This window comes from Marinobacter sp. EN3 (assembly GCF_000475315.1).
GTDB classification, from domain to species: Bacteria; Pseudomonadota; Gammaproteobacteria; order Pseudomonadales; family Oleiphilaceae; genus Marinobacter; species Marinobacter nauticus.
In genome coordinates this window covers 79,962-96,841 of the sequence record NZ_AXCC01000011.1, presented here as the reverse complement: position 1 = coordinate 96,841, position 16,880 = coordinate 79,962, and the positions used below count along the sequence as shown (strand labels likewise).

Below are 16,880 nucleotides of genomic sequence, written 5' to 3'. Positions count from 1 at the left end.
CTCCGGGCGGTCCGGCCAGCAGCCGGCCACCCGTTGTGGTTATCCCAGTGTTTTCAGTTCAGTAACGGGTCCGTCAGCCCCAGGCCGTAGGCGGCCAGCAGCGCAATCGAACCGGTCATCACCAGGTAGTATAGGGTCGGCCACACCGTCTTGCGCAGTGTCTGACCTTCACGGCCCAGCAACCCGACCGTAGCAGATGCTGCCACCACGTTATGGATGGCCACCATATTGCCTGCCGCAGCACCCACGGCCTGCACCGCCACCATCAGTGCGGTGGACAAACCAAGGCTCTCGGCAACGCCAAACTGGAACTGGCTGAACATCATGTTGGAGACCGTGTTGGAACCGGCCAGGAACGCACCGAGCGCACCCACCGTGGGGGCCAGCAACGGGTAAATGCCGCCAACCGCATCGGCAGCCCAGCTGGCCATGGCCAGCGGCATGCTCGGCAGGTCCGACAGGTTAACGCCGGAGTTGATCAGTATCCGCACCATAGGCACGGTGAACAGCAGCACGAAACCGGCACTCAGCAGCACGCCACCGGATTCTTTCACCGCCGAATTCAGCGCTTTCAGGTTCATCCGGTGGATGAAGAAAGTTGCCAGCACTACCATCACCAGAATACCGCCCGGCAGGTAAAGTGGCTGGATCCCGGCATTAATACCTGCTTCTCCCAGGATGTTGGAGAACGACACGCCAACGCTGGTGAAAGCTTGCTTGATCGGTTCAACGGTGCGGCTGAGCACCAGTACCACGCCGACCAGCACGTAAGGTACCCACGCCCGGAAACCGCTCATCGGTTTGGCGGCGATGTCTTCCAGTTTCATCTCAATGCTGCCCAGCCACTCACTGGGCCAGTCTTTGCTGTCGGCAAAATCCCAGGTCCGCTTCGGAATCAGGAAGCCTTTTTTGGCGGCAGTGGTCACAATCGCCAGACCAATCAGGCCACCCAGCAGAGACGGGAACTCGGGCCCCAGAATCACCCCGGTCAGGGCGTAGGGCACGACAAACGCGATGCCGGCAAACAACGCAAACGGCAGGACCTCCAGCCCCTCTTTCCAGCTTTTGTTCTTGCCGAAGAAGCGGGTCATCATCGTCACCATCAGTACCGGCATAACGACACCGACAATGCCGTGGGTGATGGCCACTTCCGAGGTGATCAGCTGCAGGTAGGTATCCCAGTTGGAGCCCAGGGCTTCCAGTCGCTCGGTAATGCTGGCCCGATCCAGACCCGTTGTCACTCCCACCACAATCGGTGTACCTACAGCACCAAAGGATACCGGCGTGCTCTGTACCATCATGCCCAGCATGACGGCAGCCATGGCCGGAAAACCGACCGCAACCAGCAGGGGCGCGGCGATGGCGGCCGGTGTACCAAAGCCAGAGGCACCTTCGATAAAGCTGCCGAACAGCCAGACAATGATGATGGCCTGAATGCGGCGATCCGGGGTGATGTTGGTAAAGCCGGCCCGAATCGTGGTGATGGCTCCGGAGTGCTTCAGCGTGTTCAGCAGCAATATCGCGCCAAAGATAATCCACAGCAGGCCGATGGTGATTACCAGCCCTTGCAAGGTTGAGGCGAGGATACGGTTCAGGGTCATATCCCAGGCGCTATAGCCAATCAGCGCGGTAACCAGAAATACCACGGGCATGGCACGGCGGGCGGGCCAACGCATGCCAATCAGCAGCACTCCGGCAAGAAGAATGGGCGTAAACGCCAACAGGGCGAGCAATCCGGACGACATCATGTTCTCCAGGGTCTTGTTGTTGGATTCTATTCTTGGATAATTGGTATTACCAATTTACAAACCTGTGCCGAGTACGTTATTTGAGCTGGCCTTATGGTGTCAAAACCGCCCACTCATACATTGGTCGTATTGCGTTGAAGTTTTGTTGTAAAAACAAGCATGGACAGGGGTAAGATTTATTGGTAAGACCAATTTTTAGACATACAAGCGAGACACCATGCCCATCAATCAGATTGCTCCCAGGCGGCTGGCCGACACCATTGTCGAGCAACTGGAGACCATGATTCTGGAAGGAACCCTGGAACCGGGGCAGCGCCTGCCGCCGGAACGGGTGCTGGCGGAGCAATTCGGCGTATCCCGCCCGTCCCTCAGAGAGGCGGTGCAACGCCTGGCGGCCAAAGGCCTGCTGAAAAGCCGCCAGGGCGGCGGCAATTATGTGGCGGAGAATCTGGGAAGCAGCTTCAGCGACCCACTCATCCCGCTGCTGGAAAAGCACCCGGAAGCACACCGGGATTTGCTCGAGTTCCGTCGCACACTGGAGGGCGACTGTGCCTATTACGCGGCCCTGCGCGCCACGGAAGTGGATCTGACACGGCTGGGCAAAGCCTGGGAAGAGCTCCACGCCTGCTACCAGAATTCCACTGCCCACAATCTGGAAGAAGAAGGGGCTGCCGATGCCCGCTTCCACATGGCTATTGCTGAAGCCAGCCACAACGTGGTGCTGCTGCACACCATGCGCAACCTGTTCAGCATGCTCAAGAACAACATTGTCACCAACATCGGTGGCATGTACTCCCGCGAAGTTCAGACCCGCCAGGGCCTGATGGACCAGCACCAGAAGCTGTATAACGCCATCGTTGAAGGCCGGGAAGAAGACGCCAGGGCCATCGCAGGGGAGCACATACAGTTTGTGCAGCAAACCATATCGGAACGCAGCGAAACCGCGCGACGGCGTGAACGGGCGTTGAGAAGGGAAGGGAGCGGCGAACACCGGGCTCCATAAAAAAGCCGGGGCAAGCCCCGGCATAAGCAATCACACGATGCATCAACACAATGCATGTCGTCCTGATGAGCCTTCACACTAACCGGAAGAGATGACGCTTGTGTGACAGGGCACGCTAATCCGGCAACTTCTCCCAGATTGTGAGCTCCGAAAAACTGTGCTGAAACTTGTTGCGGGTCTCCCGGATCACGAAGGGCAGGCTCCGGGGCTCTGCCAGCAAGCGGAAACGGGGGGACAACGCCGCCTTGAGACCATCCAGGGTGGTGAATGGCTCACCGTCTTTCAGGAAACCACCGAGCCAGTCCTGCCTGGGTGTGTACTCCTCCAGCCAGGTATAGGGTGAAGCAATCACCAGCAGCCCCAGCGCATTGATACGCTCATGGATCTGTTCCAGAAACAGGGATGGGTTGTAGAGACGGTCAATCAGGTTGCCGGCCAGCACCAGATCGTAGTCCCGGTAATCAGCGCCGAGCTTGCAGGCATCGCCCTGATGGAACGCCACGCGGCGGGCAGCCTCGGTCAGACCCAGGGCTGCCAGTGACCGCTCCTGGTAGCTGACCAGCTCGCCCTCTTCGGGCCGCGCATACCGCGCAACCCCCTCCCGCACCACCTCACGGCATTTGCCGATAAAGGTTTCCGAATAATCGACCCCATCGACATGATCAAACTGGCGGGCCAGCTCCAGCGAGGTACGTCCTACCGCACAACCGATATCCAACGCCCGGCAGCTGGCGCGGCCATCCAGCGCTCCAAGCGCGGCATCGGCCAGTTCTTTCGGAAAATTGGCTTCACCATGCCAGCTTTCACCGAAGTGAAACTCCAGATACTGGGCCAGGGTGGTGTTGCTCTCGTAGTAGCCGGACGGCTCATTCATGATTGTCTCCTGGCGACGACAGGCCTTTCCCTTGTTCCGTCGGCCTTGGGTAAAACGGTTGCACCAACGGGGCAAGCCCTTTGGCATCATCTATGAACAGTTGCAGGTGCGGGAAAGGTATTTCAATGCCCGCGTCGTCCAGGGCTTCCTTAATCTTCTCAAGCACATCAGCCATAATTCTGGGCTGAACCTCCAGATTGTCCGGCGTAATCCAGATCTTGACCTCCAGATCGACTGAAGAGTTGCCCAGAGTCTTGACCACCACTCGCGGCTCCATACCCGGCCCCTGCAAGACTTCAGAGTGCGCCAGCAGAACCGGCATAATCACGTCCCGGGCTGCCTTGGCAGACTCCTTGTAGGCAATGCCAACTGGAATGTTCAGGCGCGTCGCCCCTTCGGCGCTGTAATTGATGATCTCCGAGGACGCCACGTTATCGTTCGGGATCATGGTAAAGATATTGTCCCGGGTACGCAGCCAGGTGGTCCGCAGGGCGATCTTCACCACCTTACCATCCTGGCCGTTGATGGTGACCCAATCGCCAATCCGGAAGGGGCGCTCAATCAGCAACGTAATACCCGCAATAAAGTTCGACAGCGTGGACTGGGCCGCAAACCCGACGGCAATCCCTACGATCCCCAGACCCGCGACGATGGAGACCACATCGAAACCGAACTGGGACAGCACCGTAACGGCCGCGAAGGTAACGGTGAGCACCGAGAACAGATTCTCGACCAATTGGCGGATAGAGGGTTCCAGACGGTAGCGATTCATCGTCTCCCGCAGCAGACGACCAATCGCCAGCCAGCCCACAAAAAAGCCCAACGCCATCAGGCCCGCCCTGGCCATGCCCTTCAACAGCTCCGGCGAGGCCTCGAATTGCGCCATAATCACCAGCAATCCGCCCAGCCCGAACAGATAACGGATGCCAGTGCGCAACTGACTAAACCAGGGCTTCGAGCTGCGTCGGCTGCCGACGACAAGGCGTATCAGGCTGATCAGAATGGCATAGACCAGCAACAGAATGCCGAGGTAGATCACCGAAATCAGCAGTTGACTGAGAACATGCCCGGCCAGGGCCACCCAATCGGTCTGTCCGCCCGCGAGAGCGTCCAGGGTAGCCGAGAGATTCTGTGCTATCTGGCTTCGTACGGATTCAAACAGGGCTTCTGCCATAGGGCATCCTTTTCCAAACACTGCATACTACACCCGGAGCGGTGAACAACCTTTGCCTTCAGAATAGACTGCTATCCGCAAACCGGCCGGGGATTACAGAACCGATTCCAGGGCCTGAATCAACCGGGCATCTTCGGGACGCACCTGGCTCGGGAAACGGGCTGCCACCTTACCCTCACGATCGATCACATACTTGGTGAAGTTCCAGCGTGGCGGCTGGCTCTGGCGATTGATTTCCTGAAACACCGGATTGGCCTGCTCACCGGTCACTGCGCTCGGCGCGATCATGGTAAAACTCACACCAAAGTTCACAAAACAGACCTTCGCGGCTTCTTCTTCGGAATCCGCCTCTTGCCGGAAGTCATCACTGGCAAATCCCACGACCGTCAGCCCCCGATCCTTGTACCGCTGGTGCAAGGCCTCCAGGCCTTCAAACTGACCGGTATAACCACAACGGCTGGCTGTGTTCACCACCAGCATCGGCTTGCCAGCAGCCACTTCGCACAGATTCACCGAATCCCGGGAGTGCAGCTTGCGCTGCTCGTGGTCCAGGAAATCCGGGCAATCCCGGGCAACGGCAGGCACCGTCAACCCTAACAGTAAAAGCACACTCACACACTTCAAGACTGTCCAACGCATCATCGGCCCTCCTGTCGACACATCCCCTGTATACGCACTGGATTACCAAACTGCTCAGGCGCGTTGTCCACATTGACACAAACCGGCAAAGCATCCTTCACAAAACTCTCATGTCATCGTCACACAGCACGGTCAGATTGTGGTGTCAAAACACACAACATAACCGAAACAAGGACAGTACCATGACGATGAAACCGACGCTGCTGGCAGCCGCCATCGGCGGCCTTCTGGCATCGACAACACAGGCATCGCTGGTCATCAGCGAGTATGTCGAAGGCTCCAGCAACAACAAAGCCATTGAACTGCTCAACACCGGCAACGCGGTGGTGGATCTTGCCCCCTGGGAGCTGCAGGTTTTCTTCAACGGCAGCGCCACCCCCGGGCAAACCTTCAACCTGGAGGGTTCGATTGCTCCGGGCAGCAACTTCGTTTTCGCGCATAGCGCTGCTGACCCGGCCATTCTCGCTGTGGCGGATCAAACCACCGGAGCCGGGCTGTTCAACGGTGATGACGCTGTCCTGCTCCTGAATGGCGGCACGGTTGCTGACAGTATCGGCCAGGTCGGCACAGACCCCGGCAGCTACTGGGGCTCCGGGGATACCCGCACTCAGGATCGCACTCTGCGCCGCCGTGCAGGCACCCTGGCCGATACCGATGCCTACGATGATTACGACCCGGCCACGGTCTTTGACGGCTTTCCCCTGAACAGCTTCGACGATCTCGGCGTCGCCGGCAACGATGACGATAACCCGGACCAGCCACCGACTGCGCCGGATCTGACCTGTGGCGCTCCCGCCACCCGCATTTCGGACATTCAGGGCGAAGGCGATATCAGCCCGGTTGCCGGCCAGCACGTGGTGATCGAGGCCGTGGTTACAGCCACCTTCAACACCAACGATGGCCTTGGCGGCATCTTTGTGGAGGAAGAAGCCTCAGACCGCGACGACAACCTCGCCACCTCCGAAGGCCTGTTTGTCTATGCGCCAACTCTGAACGCCGAGCCCGGCCAGCGCCTGCGGCTTGCCGGTGAAGTGACCGAATACGACGGCCTGACCGAATTGACCAATCTGGGCGGTACCGAAAACTGTGGCACCTCGGAGCTTCCACCACCGACGAATATTTCACTGCCCTGGGCCGATGCAACAGCTCCGGAAGCCTTTGAAGCCATGCGAGTAAAATTCAGCGCGCCTCTTATGGTGAACGACAACTACGACCTGGGCCGTTACGGCAGCCTGACCCTCGGGAGCGGTCGCCACTTTATCCCCACCAGTATCGCTGAGCCCGGAGCGGATGCCGCACTGGTGGCTGATCTGAATGCGCTGGACCGGATTATCCTGGACGACGCCAGTAACCGCCAGAACCCGGCCATCGTGCCCTACCCGACACCGCAACTGAGCGCCAGCCAGACCGTGCGCGCTGGCGACACCGTTCAGGATCTTGCCGGCGTTCTCGACTACCGTTTTTCGGAATGGCGTCTGCAGCCGACCGCGAGCCCGTCCTTCAGCCAGGCAAATGCACGTGTAACCGAGCCCGGCCTTGAGGATCGCGGTAACCTGGTGGTGGCTTCTTTCAACGTGCTGAACTTCTTCAACGGTGACGGCATGGGCGGCGGATTCCCGACGGCGCGGGGCGCAGACAACCCGGAAGAACTGGCCCGCCAGACCGAGAAGCTGGTCAGTGCCCTGGTCGCCCTTGATGCCGACATCATCGGCCTGATGGAAATCGAGAATGACGGCTACGGCCAGACCAGTGCCATTGCCGAACTTGCCAGGGCCCTGGGTTCCGAATGGCAGTGGGTCGATCCCGGCCTGGCACAACTGGGCAATGATGACATTGCCGTTGGCCTGCTGTACCGCTCCGACCGTGTCGAGATCGTTGGCACCGCCGCCACTCTGAGCGCGGCTCCTTTTGACCAGTTGAACCGCCAGCCCCTGGCACAAACCTTTCGGCTGAAGGATTCAGACGATGGCGTCACCATTGCCGTCAACCACTTCAAGTCCAAAGGCTGCGGCAGTGCCGAAGGCAGCAACGCTGACCAGAACGATGGTCAGGGCTGCTGGAATCCAGTACGGACCCAGGCCGCCCAGGCGCTGGCATCCTGGCTGGCAGACGATGCCACCGGAACCGGCGAACCGGATGTGTTAATCATCGGCGACCTCAACGCCTACGCGAAAGAAGACCCCATTCGCGCCCTGGCCAGTGCCGGCTATACCGATCTGCTGGCGACCTACGTTGGCGAGCAGGCGTATTCCTACGTGTTCTATGGCCAGGCCGGCTATCTGGACCACGCTCTGGCCAATACCGCCCTGGCCGGCAAAATTGCCGACACCACCGTCTGGCCGATCAATGCCGACGAGCCCAGAGCCCTGGACTACAACACCGAGTTCAAGACCCCGGAGCAGCAGGCCAGCTTCTACGCACCGGACGCTTACCGGGCCTCTGACCATGACCCTGTGATCGTTGCCCTGAATCTCGATACCAGAACCCCGGTAAACCGCGCCGACCTGAACGGCGATGGCCGCGTTAACGGCCGGGACCTGTCGCGCCTGGTGCTGGCGATACTGTTCGGCAAAGCCACGGCTCCGGCTTACGACATTGACGGTGACGGGCGCATTAGCCATCGCGACCTGATCGCCCTGATTCGCGTGCTGACCAGCCGCTAACCCCCACAACGGAGATAGAGTAATGATTCGACAAGGACTCTGGCTGGCAATCCCGCTGATTGCCCTGACCGGCTGTAACAGTGATAACGACGACGCGCCCGCACCGGAAACCGAGCGCCTTACCGTTAACATTCTGCATATCAACGACCACCACTCCCACCTTGAGGCGGGCTCACAATCGCTGGACGTTGCCGGTGAAGAAACCGAATTCAGCGCTGGCGGCTTCCCCCGGGTGATCGCCAAGATCAACGAACGAACCGCCGAACTGGACAACGTGCTGAAACTGCATGCCGGAGATGCCATGACCGGCACCCTGTACTTCACCTCCTTCGAGGGTGAGGCCGATGCCGAGCTGATGAACCTGGTGTGTTTTGATGCCTTTGCCCTGGGCAATCACGAGTTTGATCGCGGTGACGAAGGGCTGGTGAAGTTCCTCGACTACCTGGCGGCAGGCAGCTGTAACACGGCGGTTCTCGCGGCCAACGTCAAACCGGCCATCGGCACCCCATTGGCCCCGGTGGCCCAGGACGATTACATCCAGCCATACACCATCAAGAACATTGATGGCCAGCAGGTGGCCATCATCGGCATCGACATCGCCACCAAAACCCGCAACAGCTCAAGCCCGCTGGCAAGCACTGAGTTTCTGGACGAAACCGAAACCGCCCAGGCCATGATTGATGAGTTGAACGACCAAGGCATCGACAAGATCATCCTGCTGACCCACTACCAGTATGCCAACGATCTGGCACTGGCCGAGCGCCTGTCCGGAGTGGATGTCATTATCGGCGGAGATTCCCACACCCTGCTGGGTGACTTTGACGCCTACGGCCTGAGTGCCTCCGGCCCCTACCCCACCGAAGTGACCAATGCCGACGGTGACAAAGTGTGCGTGGCCCAGGCCTGGCAGTACTCACGTGTGTTGGGTGAACTGAGCGTGACCTGGGACGAAAATGGCACGGTTTCATCCTGCTCCGGCACCCCGCACCTGCTGCTGGGTACCCCCATCATTCGTGATGACGGTACCGAGGATGGCTACCAACCGGAAGGCGAGGAACTGGCAGCCATTCAGGCAGCCATCGAGGAGGACCCTCAGCTCAGCCTTGTCGTGGACGACCCAACCGGCGCTCAAACCCTGGCCACGTACACCAACCAGCTGGACAGCTTCCGCAATCAGGTCATCGGTACCGCATCCGAAGACCTGTGCCTGGCGCGTATCCCCGGCCGGCCTTACGGTGATAACACCTGCGCCAATGAAGACCCGAACCGGGGTGGTGACATTCCGAACCTGGTGGCTCAGGCCTTCCTGTTCCAGAGCAAGAATGCGGATGTGTCGATCCAGAACGCCGGCGGCGTTCGCACTGACATTCTGGCCGGCGATATCACCATTGGTGATGCCTACAACCTGCTGCCGTTTGCCAATACCCTCACCGATCTGACCATGACTGGTGAGGAAATCCGACAGGTGCTGAACGAAGCCGTAGACTATGCCCATGTTGAAGGCGGTTCCACGGGTGCCTATCCTTATGCGGCCGGTCTGCGCTGGACCGTCGACATGGCCAGGCCTGCTGGCGAACGCCTCTACGACATCGAAGTTCGCCCGCGGGGTGAAACCACCTGGCGCGCTCTGACCGACGCCGAAACCCTCAACGTCGTCACCAACAGCTTCACCGCGGCTGGCCGTGACGGGTACCTCACCTTCGGAACCGTCAGCGAGGATGGCCGTGCCAGGGATACCTTCCTGGACTATGCTCAATCCTTCGTCGATTACGTCAAGGAAGAGGTCACCCTCAGCAAACCTGCCCAAGGCGAGTACTCCACTCAGATGTACACGCCCGCGCCGTAATGAGCGGTGGCAGGAGCATCCGGCACCAGCGGATGCTCCTGCCCCTCCCGTCATAACCCTTGAAGAAACCGTCCGCTGGCGTCATTGTGAAACGCTGAATACCGTTGTTTCTTCACAGGTACGGGAACCCCATGTCCAGAACACCCGATTACTCCCTGCTCGAACTGGCCTCCGTGCGCGAGGGCGACTCCGTGGCGACCACACTGGCTAACAGCGTGCGCTACGCCCAGCATGCGGAGTCTCTTGGCTTCAAACGTTTCTGGCTGGCCGAGCACCACAACATGGAAGGGATTTCCAGTTCCGCCACCTCGGTATTGGTGGGGCACATCGCTGGTAAAACCGGGAGGATCCGGGTGGGCTCCGGCGGTGTCATGTTGCCGAACCATCCACCGCTGGTGATTGCCGAGCAATTCGGTACCCTGGAATGTCTCTATCCGGGCCGAATCGATCTCGGCCTTGGCCGCGCGCCGGGTACCGATCCGGTCACTGCCCGGGCACTGCGACGGGATGGCCTGGGCGCCGAGCAATTCCCGGAAGACGTAGCCCGTCTGCAGAACCTGCTGGGGCCGCTGCAACCGGGTCAGCCGGTGAAAGCCATTCCCGGTGCTGGCACCAATGTTCCTATCTGGCTGCTGGGCTCAAGCCTGTACAGCGCACAACTGGCGGCGATGCGGGGCCTCCCTTATGCCTTCGCCGGCCACTTCGCACCGCGGCTCTACCGGGAAGCCCTGAAGGTCTATCGAGAGAACTTCGAGCCCTCAGAGCAGCTGCGACAGCCCTACGCCATGCTGGCGATTCCCGCTATCCCCGCGACCTCAAAGGACGAAGCGCGGCATCTGGCCACCACCAGCTACCAGCGCATTCTGGCCCTGTTCCGCGGACAGCCGCTGTGGATGCGACCGCCGGTCGAATCCATGGACGGACTCTGGAATCCGGCCGAGGAGGCCGGCGTGCGGGACTTCCTGAAACTGCAGATCATGGGTAACAGTGAAGACCTGCGCCGGCAACTCGACGACCTGCTGACCGACATTCAGGTGGACGAACTGATGTTCACCATTGATATCCACGACCCGGACAAACGCCGGCAGGCCCTGGATATCCTGGCCGAAACCCGTTCCCCGCAAACCGACTCCGACGCAACCATCAACTAGGCAGAACCTGATCATGGCTCAACCGGCATTCCATGTTTTTCTCTCCCACGGTCTGGAAAGTGGCCCCGGCAGTACCAAGATCCAGGCCCTGAAAACGGTGGCTGAAACGTTTTCAGGCGTTTATGCCGAGGCGGTGGATCATCGCAGCACTAAAGACCCTGCCGAACGCCTGGAGCAGATGCGCCACGCCATGGCAGCTGCCGGTGCAAGGCCCGAACAGACCATCCTGGCAGGCTCGAGCATGGGCGGCTGGGTCTGCGCCCGGACCAGCGAACAGGCTCCGGTCAGGGGCTGTTTTATGCTGGCACCGGCACTGGCGCTACCGGATTATCCGGAGTCCAACCCGGTGATCGGCGCCCGCCACGCTCGCATTATCCACGGCTGGAACGACGATGTGGTACCGGTAATGCCGGTTCTGGAGCTGGCCCGGAGGCAGCAGATTGAAGCCCTGGTCCTACCCGACGGACATCGGCTCGAAAACAGTGTCCAGCGGGTGGCAGAGGAGTTCAGAAGGTTCCTGTTCCTGTGTGTTGAAAACCCGAATCCATCCTGAATTCATGCACTTGCAATTTGGCTTAATCGGCTATTTGCGTGCAGCTTATTTCCCCCGTTTCCTTGCGAAAACCGCTTTGATTTGCCAGTCTTTAATAATGTAACAATGGATTAACGTAAAATAACGAGCGGAGACAACCCGATGAGCAGCACAAGTAAATTCAGGAAACTGGCTGGTATTTCAGCGCTGGCATTTGCCGGCCTGACCGCGGCAAATGCCGTGAATGCCGCCAATTGGCGCTACGCCCATGAAGAATACGAAGGCGACGTTCAGGACGTATTCGCGTACAAGTTCAAGGAATACATTGAAGAGAATTCCGACCACACCCTGCAGATTTACCGTTTCGGTGAGCTGGGTGAGTCTGACGACATCATGGAACAAACCCAGGCCGGTATCCTGAACTTTGTAAACCAGTCTCCTGGCTTTACCGGCTCTCTGATCCCGGAAGCGCAGATCTTCTTTATCCCGTACCTCATGCCCACCGAAATGGATACCGTGATCGAGTTCTTCCGCGAGAGTGAGGCCATCAATGAGGACTTCCCGGAGCTGTATTCTGAAAAAGGTCTTGAGCTGCTGAAGATGTACCCGGAAGGGGAAATGGTAGTGACCGTTGATGAGCCGGTGACCTCTCCGGAAGACTTCAACAACAAGAAGATCCGGGTAATGACCAACCCGCTTCTGTCCGAGACCTACTCTGCGTTTGGTGCTACCCCAACCCCGCTGCCATGGGGTGAAGTATACGGTGCGTTGCAGACCAACATGATCCAGGGTCAGGAGAACCCGATTTTCTGGATTGAGTCAGGTGGTCTGTATGAGGTTTCCCCGAACCTGGTATTCACCGGCCACGGCTGGTTCACCACCGCCATGATGGCGAACCAGAACTTCTACGAAGGCCTGTCTGATGAGGACAAGAAGCTGGTTCAGGATGCCGCCGATTACGCCTTCGAGGAAATCATCGTGCACATTGATGGTCTGGCGGACGAGGCCCTGGAAAAGATCCAGTCCAACAGCGACGAAGTTACCGTGACCCGTCTGACTGACGAACAGATCGAAGCCTTCAAGGCCCGCGCACCACAGGTGGAAGAGAAGTTCATCGAAATGACCGGTGAGCGTGGTAAAGAGCTGCTGGAGCAGTTCAAGGAAGATCTGAAAGAAGTTCAGAGCGACTGAACCTCGCCAAACGGTTGCCCCCGCTCCGGCGGGTGGCAACCCAGCTTTAACCCCGCCCCGCCGGGGATTCTTCCCGCCGGGAGCGACATGTTCTGGAGCAGAATCCATGTCCGAGAATTCCCCGGAGATCGAAGACGATACCGGTCACTATGAGTCCGGCTTGCCCGGCTTTCTGGGCACGATTGACGTCTGGATTTCAAAAATTGAAGCCGTCATGCTCGCCGCTGGCGTGATTCTGATGGCGGTAAACACCTGCGCCAATGTTATTGCCCGTTTCGTGTTCAGCGAGGGCCTGTTTTTCTCCGGTGAAATCAACCGGATTCTGATCATTCTGATTACCTTTGCGGGCATTGGCTACGCCGCCCGGCACGGCCGCCACATCCGCATGTCCGCCATGTACGATGCCTTCCCGACCAAGGGCCGCAAGGTACTGATGATCATCATCGCCCTGTTTACCTCCGTGGTCATGTTTTTCCTGTGCTATCACTCCTTCGAGTATATCCAGACCCTGTACAGCCGAGGTCGGATTTTGCCAGCGCTTGGTTTTGAGATCTGGTGGATTTACATCTGGGCCCCTGTCGGTTTCGCCATTACCGGCATCCAGTACCTGCTGACCGCCATCAAGAACTTCACCACCAAAGACGTGTACCTGTCGACGGGTGTGGTGGATGGCTACGCCGATACTGAAACCGAAGTCTGAAGCAGCGTGAACCCATAGGTTAAGGAAAGACACACCATGGCAACTATTATGATGATCGTCATGATCGGGCTGCTGCTTCTGGGCTTCCCGATGATGATTCCGCTAACCACTGCTGCCGTCATCGGCTTCGTTATGATGTTCGATGGCTTCGGGCAGATGGGCACATTCATCCAGCAGATGATGGGTGGCATCCGGCCAGCGTCGTTGATTGCGGTACCCATGTTCATTCTGGCGGCCGATATCATGACCCGGGGCCAGTCTGCGGACCGCCTGATCAATATGGTCATGGCCTTTATCGGCCACATCAAAGGTGGCCTCGCCATCAGTACCGCCACCTCGTGCACCCTGTTCGGGGCGGTGTCTGGCTCAACCCAGGCCACCGTGGTTGCCGTAGGCTCACCGCTGCGCCCGAAAATGCTCAAAGCTGGCTACTCCGATCCGTTCACGCTGGCTCTGATTATCAACGCCAGTGATATCGCCTTCCTGATCCCTCCCAGCATCGGCATGATCATCTACGGGGTCATCTCGGAAACCTCCATTGCCGAGCTGTTCATTGCGGGTATCGGCCCGGGCATCCTGATTTTGTTCATGTTCTCGATCTACTGCCTGATCTACGCCTACAAGAACGATGTTCCGACGGAAGCCAAGGCCAGCTGGAAAGAACGGGCGATGTCAGTCAGGGATGCCTCCTGGCCCCTGATGTTCCCGGTGATCATTGTCGGCGGTATCTACGGCGGCATTTTCAGCCCCACAGAAGCAGCAGCAGTCTGCGTGCTCTACGCCTTCCTGCTGGAGTTTGTGGTCTTCCGGTCACTGAAACTGAACGACATTTACAAGATTGCCAAATCCACCGGGCTGATCACGGCTGTGGTGTTCATTCTGGTGGCCGTGGGTAATGGCTTCTCCTGGATCATTTCCTTTGCCCAGATTCCCCAGGCCATCCTGGAAGCGGTGGGCGTCAACGAGGCCGGGCCTGTGGGCGTGCTGATTGCCATCTGTGTGGCTTTCTTCATCGCCTGTATGTTCGTCGATCCCATCGTGGTTATCCTGGTGCTGACACCGATCTTTGCGCCGGCCATTCAGGCCACCGGGCTGGATCCGGTGCTTGTCGGTGTGCTGATTACCCTGCAGGTGGCCATCGGTTCTGCCACGCCACCCTTTGGCTGCGACATTTTCACCGCCATTGCCATCTTCAAACGGCCCTACATGGAAGTTATCCGGGGTACGCCTCCGTTCATTTTCATGCTGGTGGCGGCTGCCGGCCTGATCATCGCCTTCCCGGATATTGCCCTGTTCCTGCGTGACATCGCGTTCAGGGACTAGATCCACAGCCACTGATGAAAGGAGAACAACATGTTTAAACGGATTCTGGCCGCTGTGGATGGTTCCAAAACCTCACTCAAGGCTCTGGATAAAGCCATTGAACTGCAGAAACTGATCCCGGACGCCGAGATCTACATCCTCTGTGTTTACAAGCATCACAGCCTGTTTGAGGCGTCGTTGTCTATCGGACGGCCCGACGACATGGACATCCCGGACAAGGTGCTGTCTGAGTATGCCAAAGGCGTAGTGAATCACGCCAAGGAGCTGGCCAAGGAGCATGGCGCCACCAAGGTACGCGGTTTCGTCAAGGCCGGCCGGCCCTCGAAGGTGATTGTGAAATTTGCCCAGGACAAGGAAGCCGACCTGATTGTAGTGGGCACCAAGGGCACCAACAGCGACAAGGACGGCACCTTTCTGGGCAGCGTCTCGCACCGGGTTGCCTCCCAGGCCAAGTGCCCGGTGCTGGTGGTCTGAACCGGCGAACCCCTCCACGCAGTGCCGCCGGACAGCATATTCCTTGCTGTCCGGCAATCACGGATTTCCGCAGTCTGCTTGATTTTTCACCGTGCTAGACTGCCTCGCCTCGGATTACTTCTCATTCACAAATCACAAGGCGTCTAGCCATGACTGCAATTGTTGATTTTCTCAACTCGATCCTCTGGGGCTATGTCCTCGTCTATGGCCTGCTTGCCGTAGGTGTCTTCTTTACCATCCGTCTGGGCTTCCTTCAGTTCGTCAATTTCGGCGAAATGGTCCGCGCCATCCGTGGTTCCCGGGAAAGCGACGTACACGGGATTTCTCCGTTCCAGGCCCTGTGCACCAGCCTGGCTTCCCGGGTGGGTACCGGTAACCTTGCCGGGGTTGCGGTTGCCCTGTACCTGGGCGGTGCCGGTGCCATTTTCTGGATGTGGATGGTAGCCCTCGTCGGTATGGCCACCGGTTACGCTGAAAGCACTCTGGCCCAGCTGTACAAGGTTCGCGACGGCAAGGGCCAGTACCGGGGAGGCCCGGCGGTGTACATTGCCAAAGGCCTGAAAGCGCCCTGGGCTGCGGCCATTTTCGCGGTCTGCCTGATTATCTCCTTCGGCCTGGTTTTCAACGCCGTACAGGCCAACTCCATTGCCGATGCCATGCAGGGCGCCTTTGGTGTGCCCAAGCTGGGTGTCGGCGTCGTCATCGCGGCTTTTGCCGGCATTGTCATCTTTGGCGGTCTGCGCAAGATCGTTCGCTTCGCTGAGTTTGTCGTGCCGTTCATGGCCGGCGCCTACGTACTCCTGGCGCTGGGCGTGATGGCCATGAACATTACCGAAGTCCCGGGCATTCTGGCGCTGATCGTAAAAAGTGCCTTTGGCCTGGAAGAGGCCGCCGGCGGCGCGGCAGGCTCCATTACCGCTGCCATGCTGAATGGCATCAAACGCGGCCTGTTCTCCAACGAAGCCGGTATGGGCTCGGCACCCAACATTGCCGCGACCGCAACCCCGGCTCCGCATCATCCCTCTTCACAGGGTCTGGTTCAGGCATTCGGTGTCTTTATCGATACCATCATTGTCTGTACGGCGACGGCCGTGATGATCCTGTTGGCTGGCGTTCTGGAGCCGGGTTCCGGCGTGACCGGCACCCAGTTGACCCAACAGGCCATGGAAGTACACCTGGGTGAGTTCGGGGGCTACTTTATCGCCATCGCGATTCTGTTCTTCGCCTTCACCTCCATTGTCGCCAATTACACCTACGCCGAGAACGCTTTGATCTACCTGCGCGGCGGCAACACTCTGGGCTTGACCCTGTTGCGGCTCGCTGCGCTGGGCATGGTGATCTGGGGTGGCTACGAAGCGGTGGTCACGGTATTCAATGCGGCGGACGCATCCATGGGGCTGATGGCCACCATCAACCTGATTGCTATCGTTCTGTTGTCCGGCACGGTTGTGAAGCTGACCAAAGATTACCTGGCTCAGCGCAAGGAAGGCCTGGTGCCGCACTTCAAGTCCAAGGACTATCCTGAGCTGCACGAAAAAATCGACAGCAATATCTGGCATTGA

Annotated in this window: 14 protein-coding genes; 10 read left to right on the top strand and 4 right to left on the bottom strand. The window is 58.8% G+C overall.

What is annotated here, in order from left to right; translation table 11 throughout:
- Positions 1–53: 53 nt before the first annotated feature.
- Entirely contained in the window at positions 54–1,745 is a 1,692-nt protein-coding gene (locus tag Q675_RS23840; protein WP_022993341.1) for an L-lactate permease, read from the bottom strand.
- Positions 1,746–1,965: 220 nt separating this feature from the next.
- Here Q675_RS23840 and Q675_RS23835 point away from each other — a divergent pair, with 220 nt between their 5' ends.
- Entirely contained in the window at positions 1,966–2,751 is a 786-nt protein-coding gene (locus tag Q675_RS23835; RefSeq protein WP_022993342.1) for an FCD domain-containing protein, read from the top strand.
- A gap of 115 nt (positions 2,752–2,866) precedes the next feature.
- On the opposite strand, the gene Q675_RS23830 is transcribed toward Q675_RS23835, so the two are convergent.
- The 3 genes from Q675_RS23830 to Q675_RS23820 form a co-directional block, all read right to left on the bottom strand.
- A complete protein-coding gene (locus tag Q675_RS23830; RefSeq protein ID WP_022993343.1) occupies positions 2,867–3,625 on the bottom strand; it encodes a putative 4-mercaptohistidine N1-methyltransferase in 759 nt (252 codons plus the stop codon).
- The gene (locus Q675_RS23825) at positions 3,618–4,799 is read right to left on the bottom strand and encodes a mechanosensitive ion channel family protein (protein ID WP_023010716.1); all 1,182 of its coding nucleotides are present in this window, start codon (positions 4,797–4,799) and stop codon (positions 3,618–3,620) included. Before Q675_RS23825 ends, Q675_RS23830 begins: the two co-directional genes overlap by 8 nt.
- Positions 4,800–4,892: 93 nt before the next feature.
- The gene (locus tag Q675_RS23820) at positions 4,893–5,441 is read right to left on the bottom strand and encodes a glutathione peroxidase (protein WP_023010715.1); all 549 of its coding nucleotides are present in this window, start codon (positions 5,439–5,441) and stop codon (positions 4,893–4,895) included.
- Positions 5,442–5,626: 185 nt separating this feature from the next.
- Between Q675_RS23820 and Q675_RS23815 the strand changes: the two genes are divergently transcribed.
- The 9 genes from Q675_RS23815 (at position 5,627) to Q675_RS23775 (ending at position 16,880) form a co-directional block, all read left to right on the top strand.
- On the top strand, positions 5,627–8,101 hold the full coding sequence (locus Q675_RS23815; RefSeq protein WP_264673081.1) for an ExeM/NucH family extracellular endonuclease: 2,475 nt from the start codon (positions 5,627–5,629) through the stop codon (positions 8,099–8,101).
- A gap of 22 nt (positions 8,102–8,123) precedes the next feature.
- Positions 8,124–9,947: an NAD nucleotidase gene (gene nadN, locus Q675_RS23810; protein WP_022993347.1), complete on the top strand. Its 1,824-nt coding sequence runs from the start codon at positions 8,124–8,126 to the stop codon at positions 9,945–9,947.
- A 131-nt stretch (positions 9,948–10,078) separates the two neighbouring features.
- A complete protein-coding gene (locus tag Q675_RS23805; protein ID WP_022993348.1) occupies positions 10,079–11,098 on the top strand; it encodes an LLM class flavin-dependent oxidoreductase in 1,020 nt (339 codons plus the stop codon).
- 13 nt (positions 11,099–11,111) lie between these two features.
- Positions 11,112–11,651: a YqiA/YcfP family alpha/beta fold hydrolase gene (locus Q675_RS23800; RefSeq protein WP_011783908.1), complete on the top strand. Its 540-nt coding sequence runs from the start codon at positions 11,112–11,114 to the stop codon at positions 11,649–11,651.
- A 141-nt stretch (positions 11,652–11,792) separates the two neighbouring features.
- Positions 11,793–12,821: a TRAP transporter substrate-binding protein DctP gene (gene dctP, locus Q675_RS23795; RefSeq protein ID WP_011783907.1), complete on the top strand. Its 1,029-nt coding sequence runs from the start codon at positions 11,793–11,795 to the stop codon at positions 12,819–12,821.
- A 106-nt stretch (positions 12,822–12,927) separates the two neighbouring features.
- Positions 12,928–13,521, top strand: coding sequence for a TRAP transporter small permease (locus tag Q675_RS23790; protein WP_011783906.1), 594 nt, complete (start codon positions 12,928–12,930; stop codon positions 13,519–13,521).
- A 36-nt stretch (positions 13,522–13,557) separates the two neighbouring features.
- Positions 13,558–14,844: a TRAP transporter large permease gene (locus tag Q675_RS23785; RefSeq protein ID WP_011783905.1), complete on the top strand. Its 1,287-nt coding sequence runs from the start codon at positions 13,558–13,560 to the stop codon at positions 14,842–14,844.
- Positions 14,845–14,874: 30 nt separating this feature from the next.
- The gene (locus tag Q675_RS23780; protein WP_011783904.1) at positions 14,875–15,318 is read left to right on the top strand and encodes a universal stress protein; all 444 of its coding nucleotides are present in this window, start codon (positions 14,875–14,877) and stop codon (positions 15,316–15,318) included.
- A gap of 149 nt (positions 15,319–15,467) precedes the next feature.
- The gene (locus tag Q675_RS23775) at positions 15,468–16,880 is read left to right on the top strand and encodes an alanine/glycine:cation symporter family protein (protein ID WP_011783903.1); all 1,413 of its coding nucleotides are present in this window, start codon (positions 15,468–15,470) and stop codon (positions 16,878–16,880) included.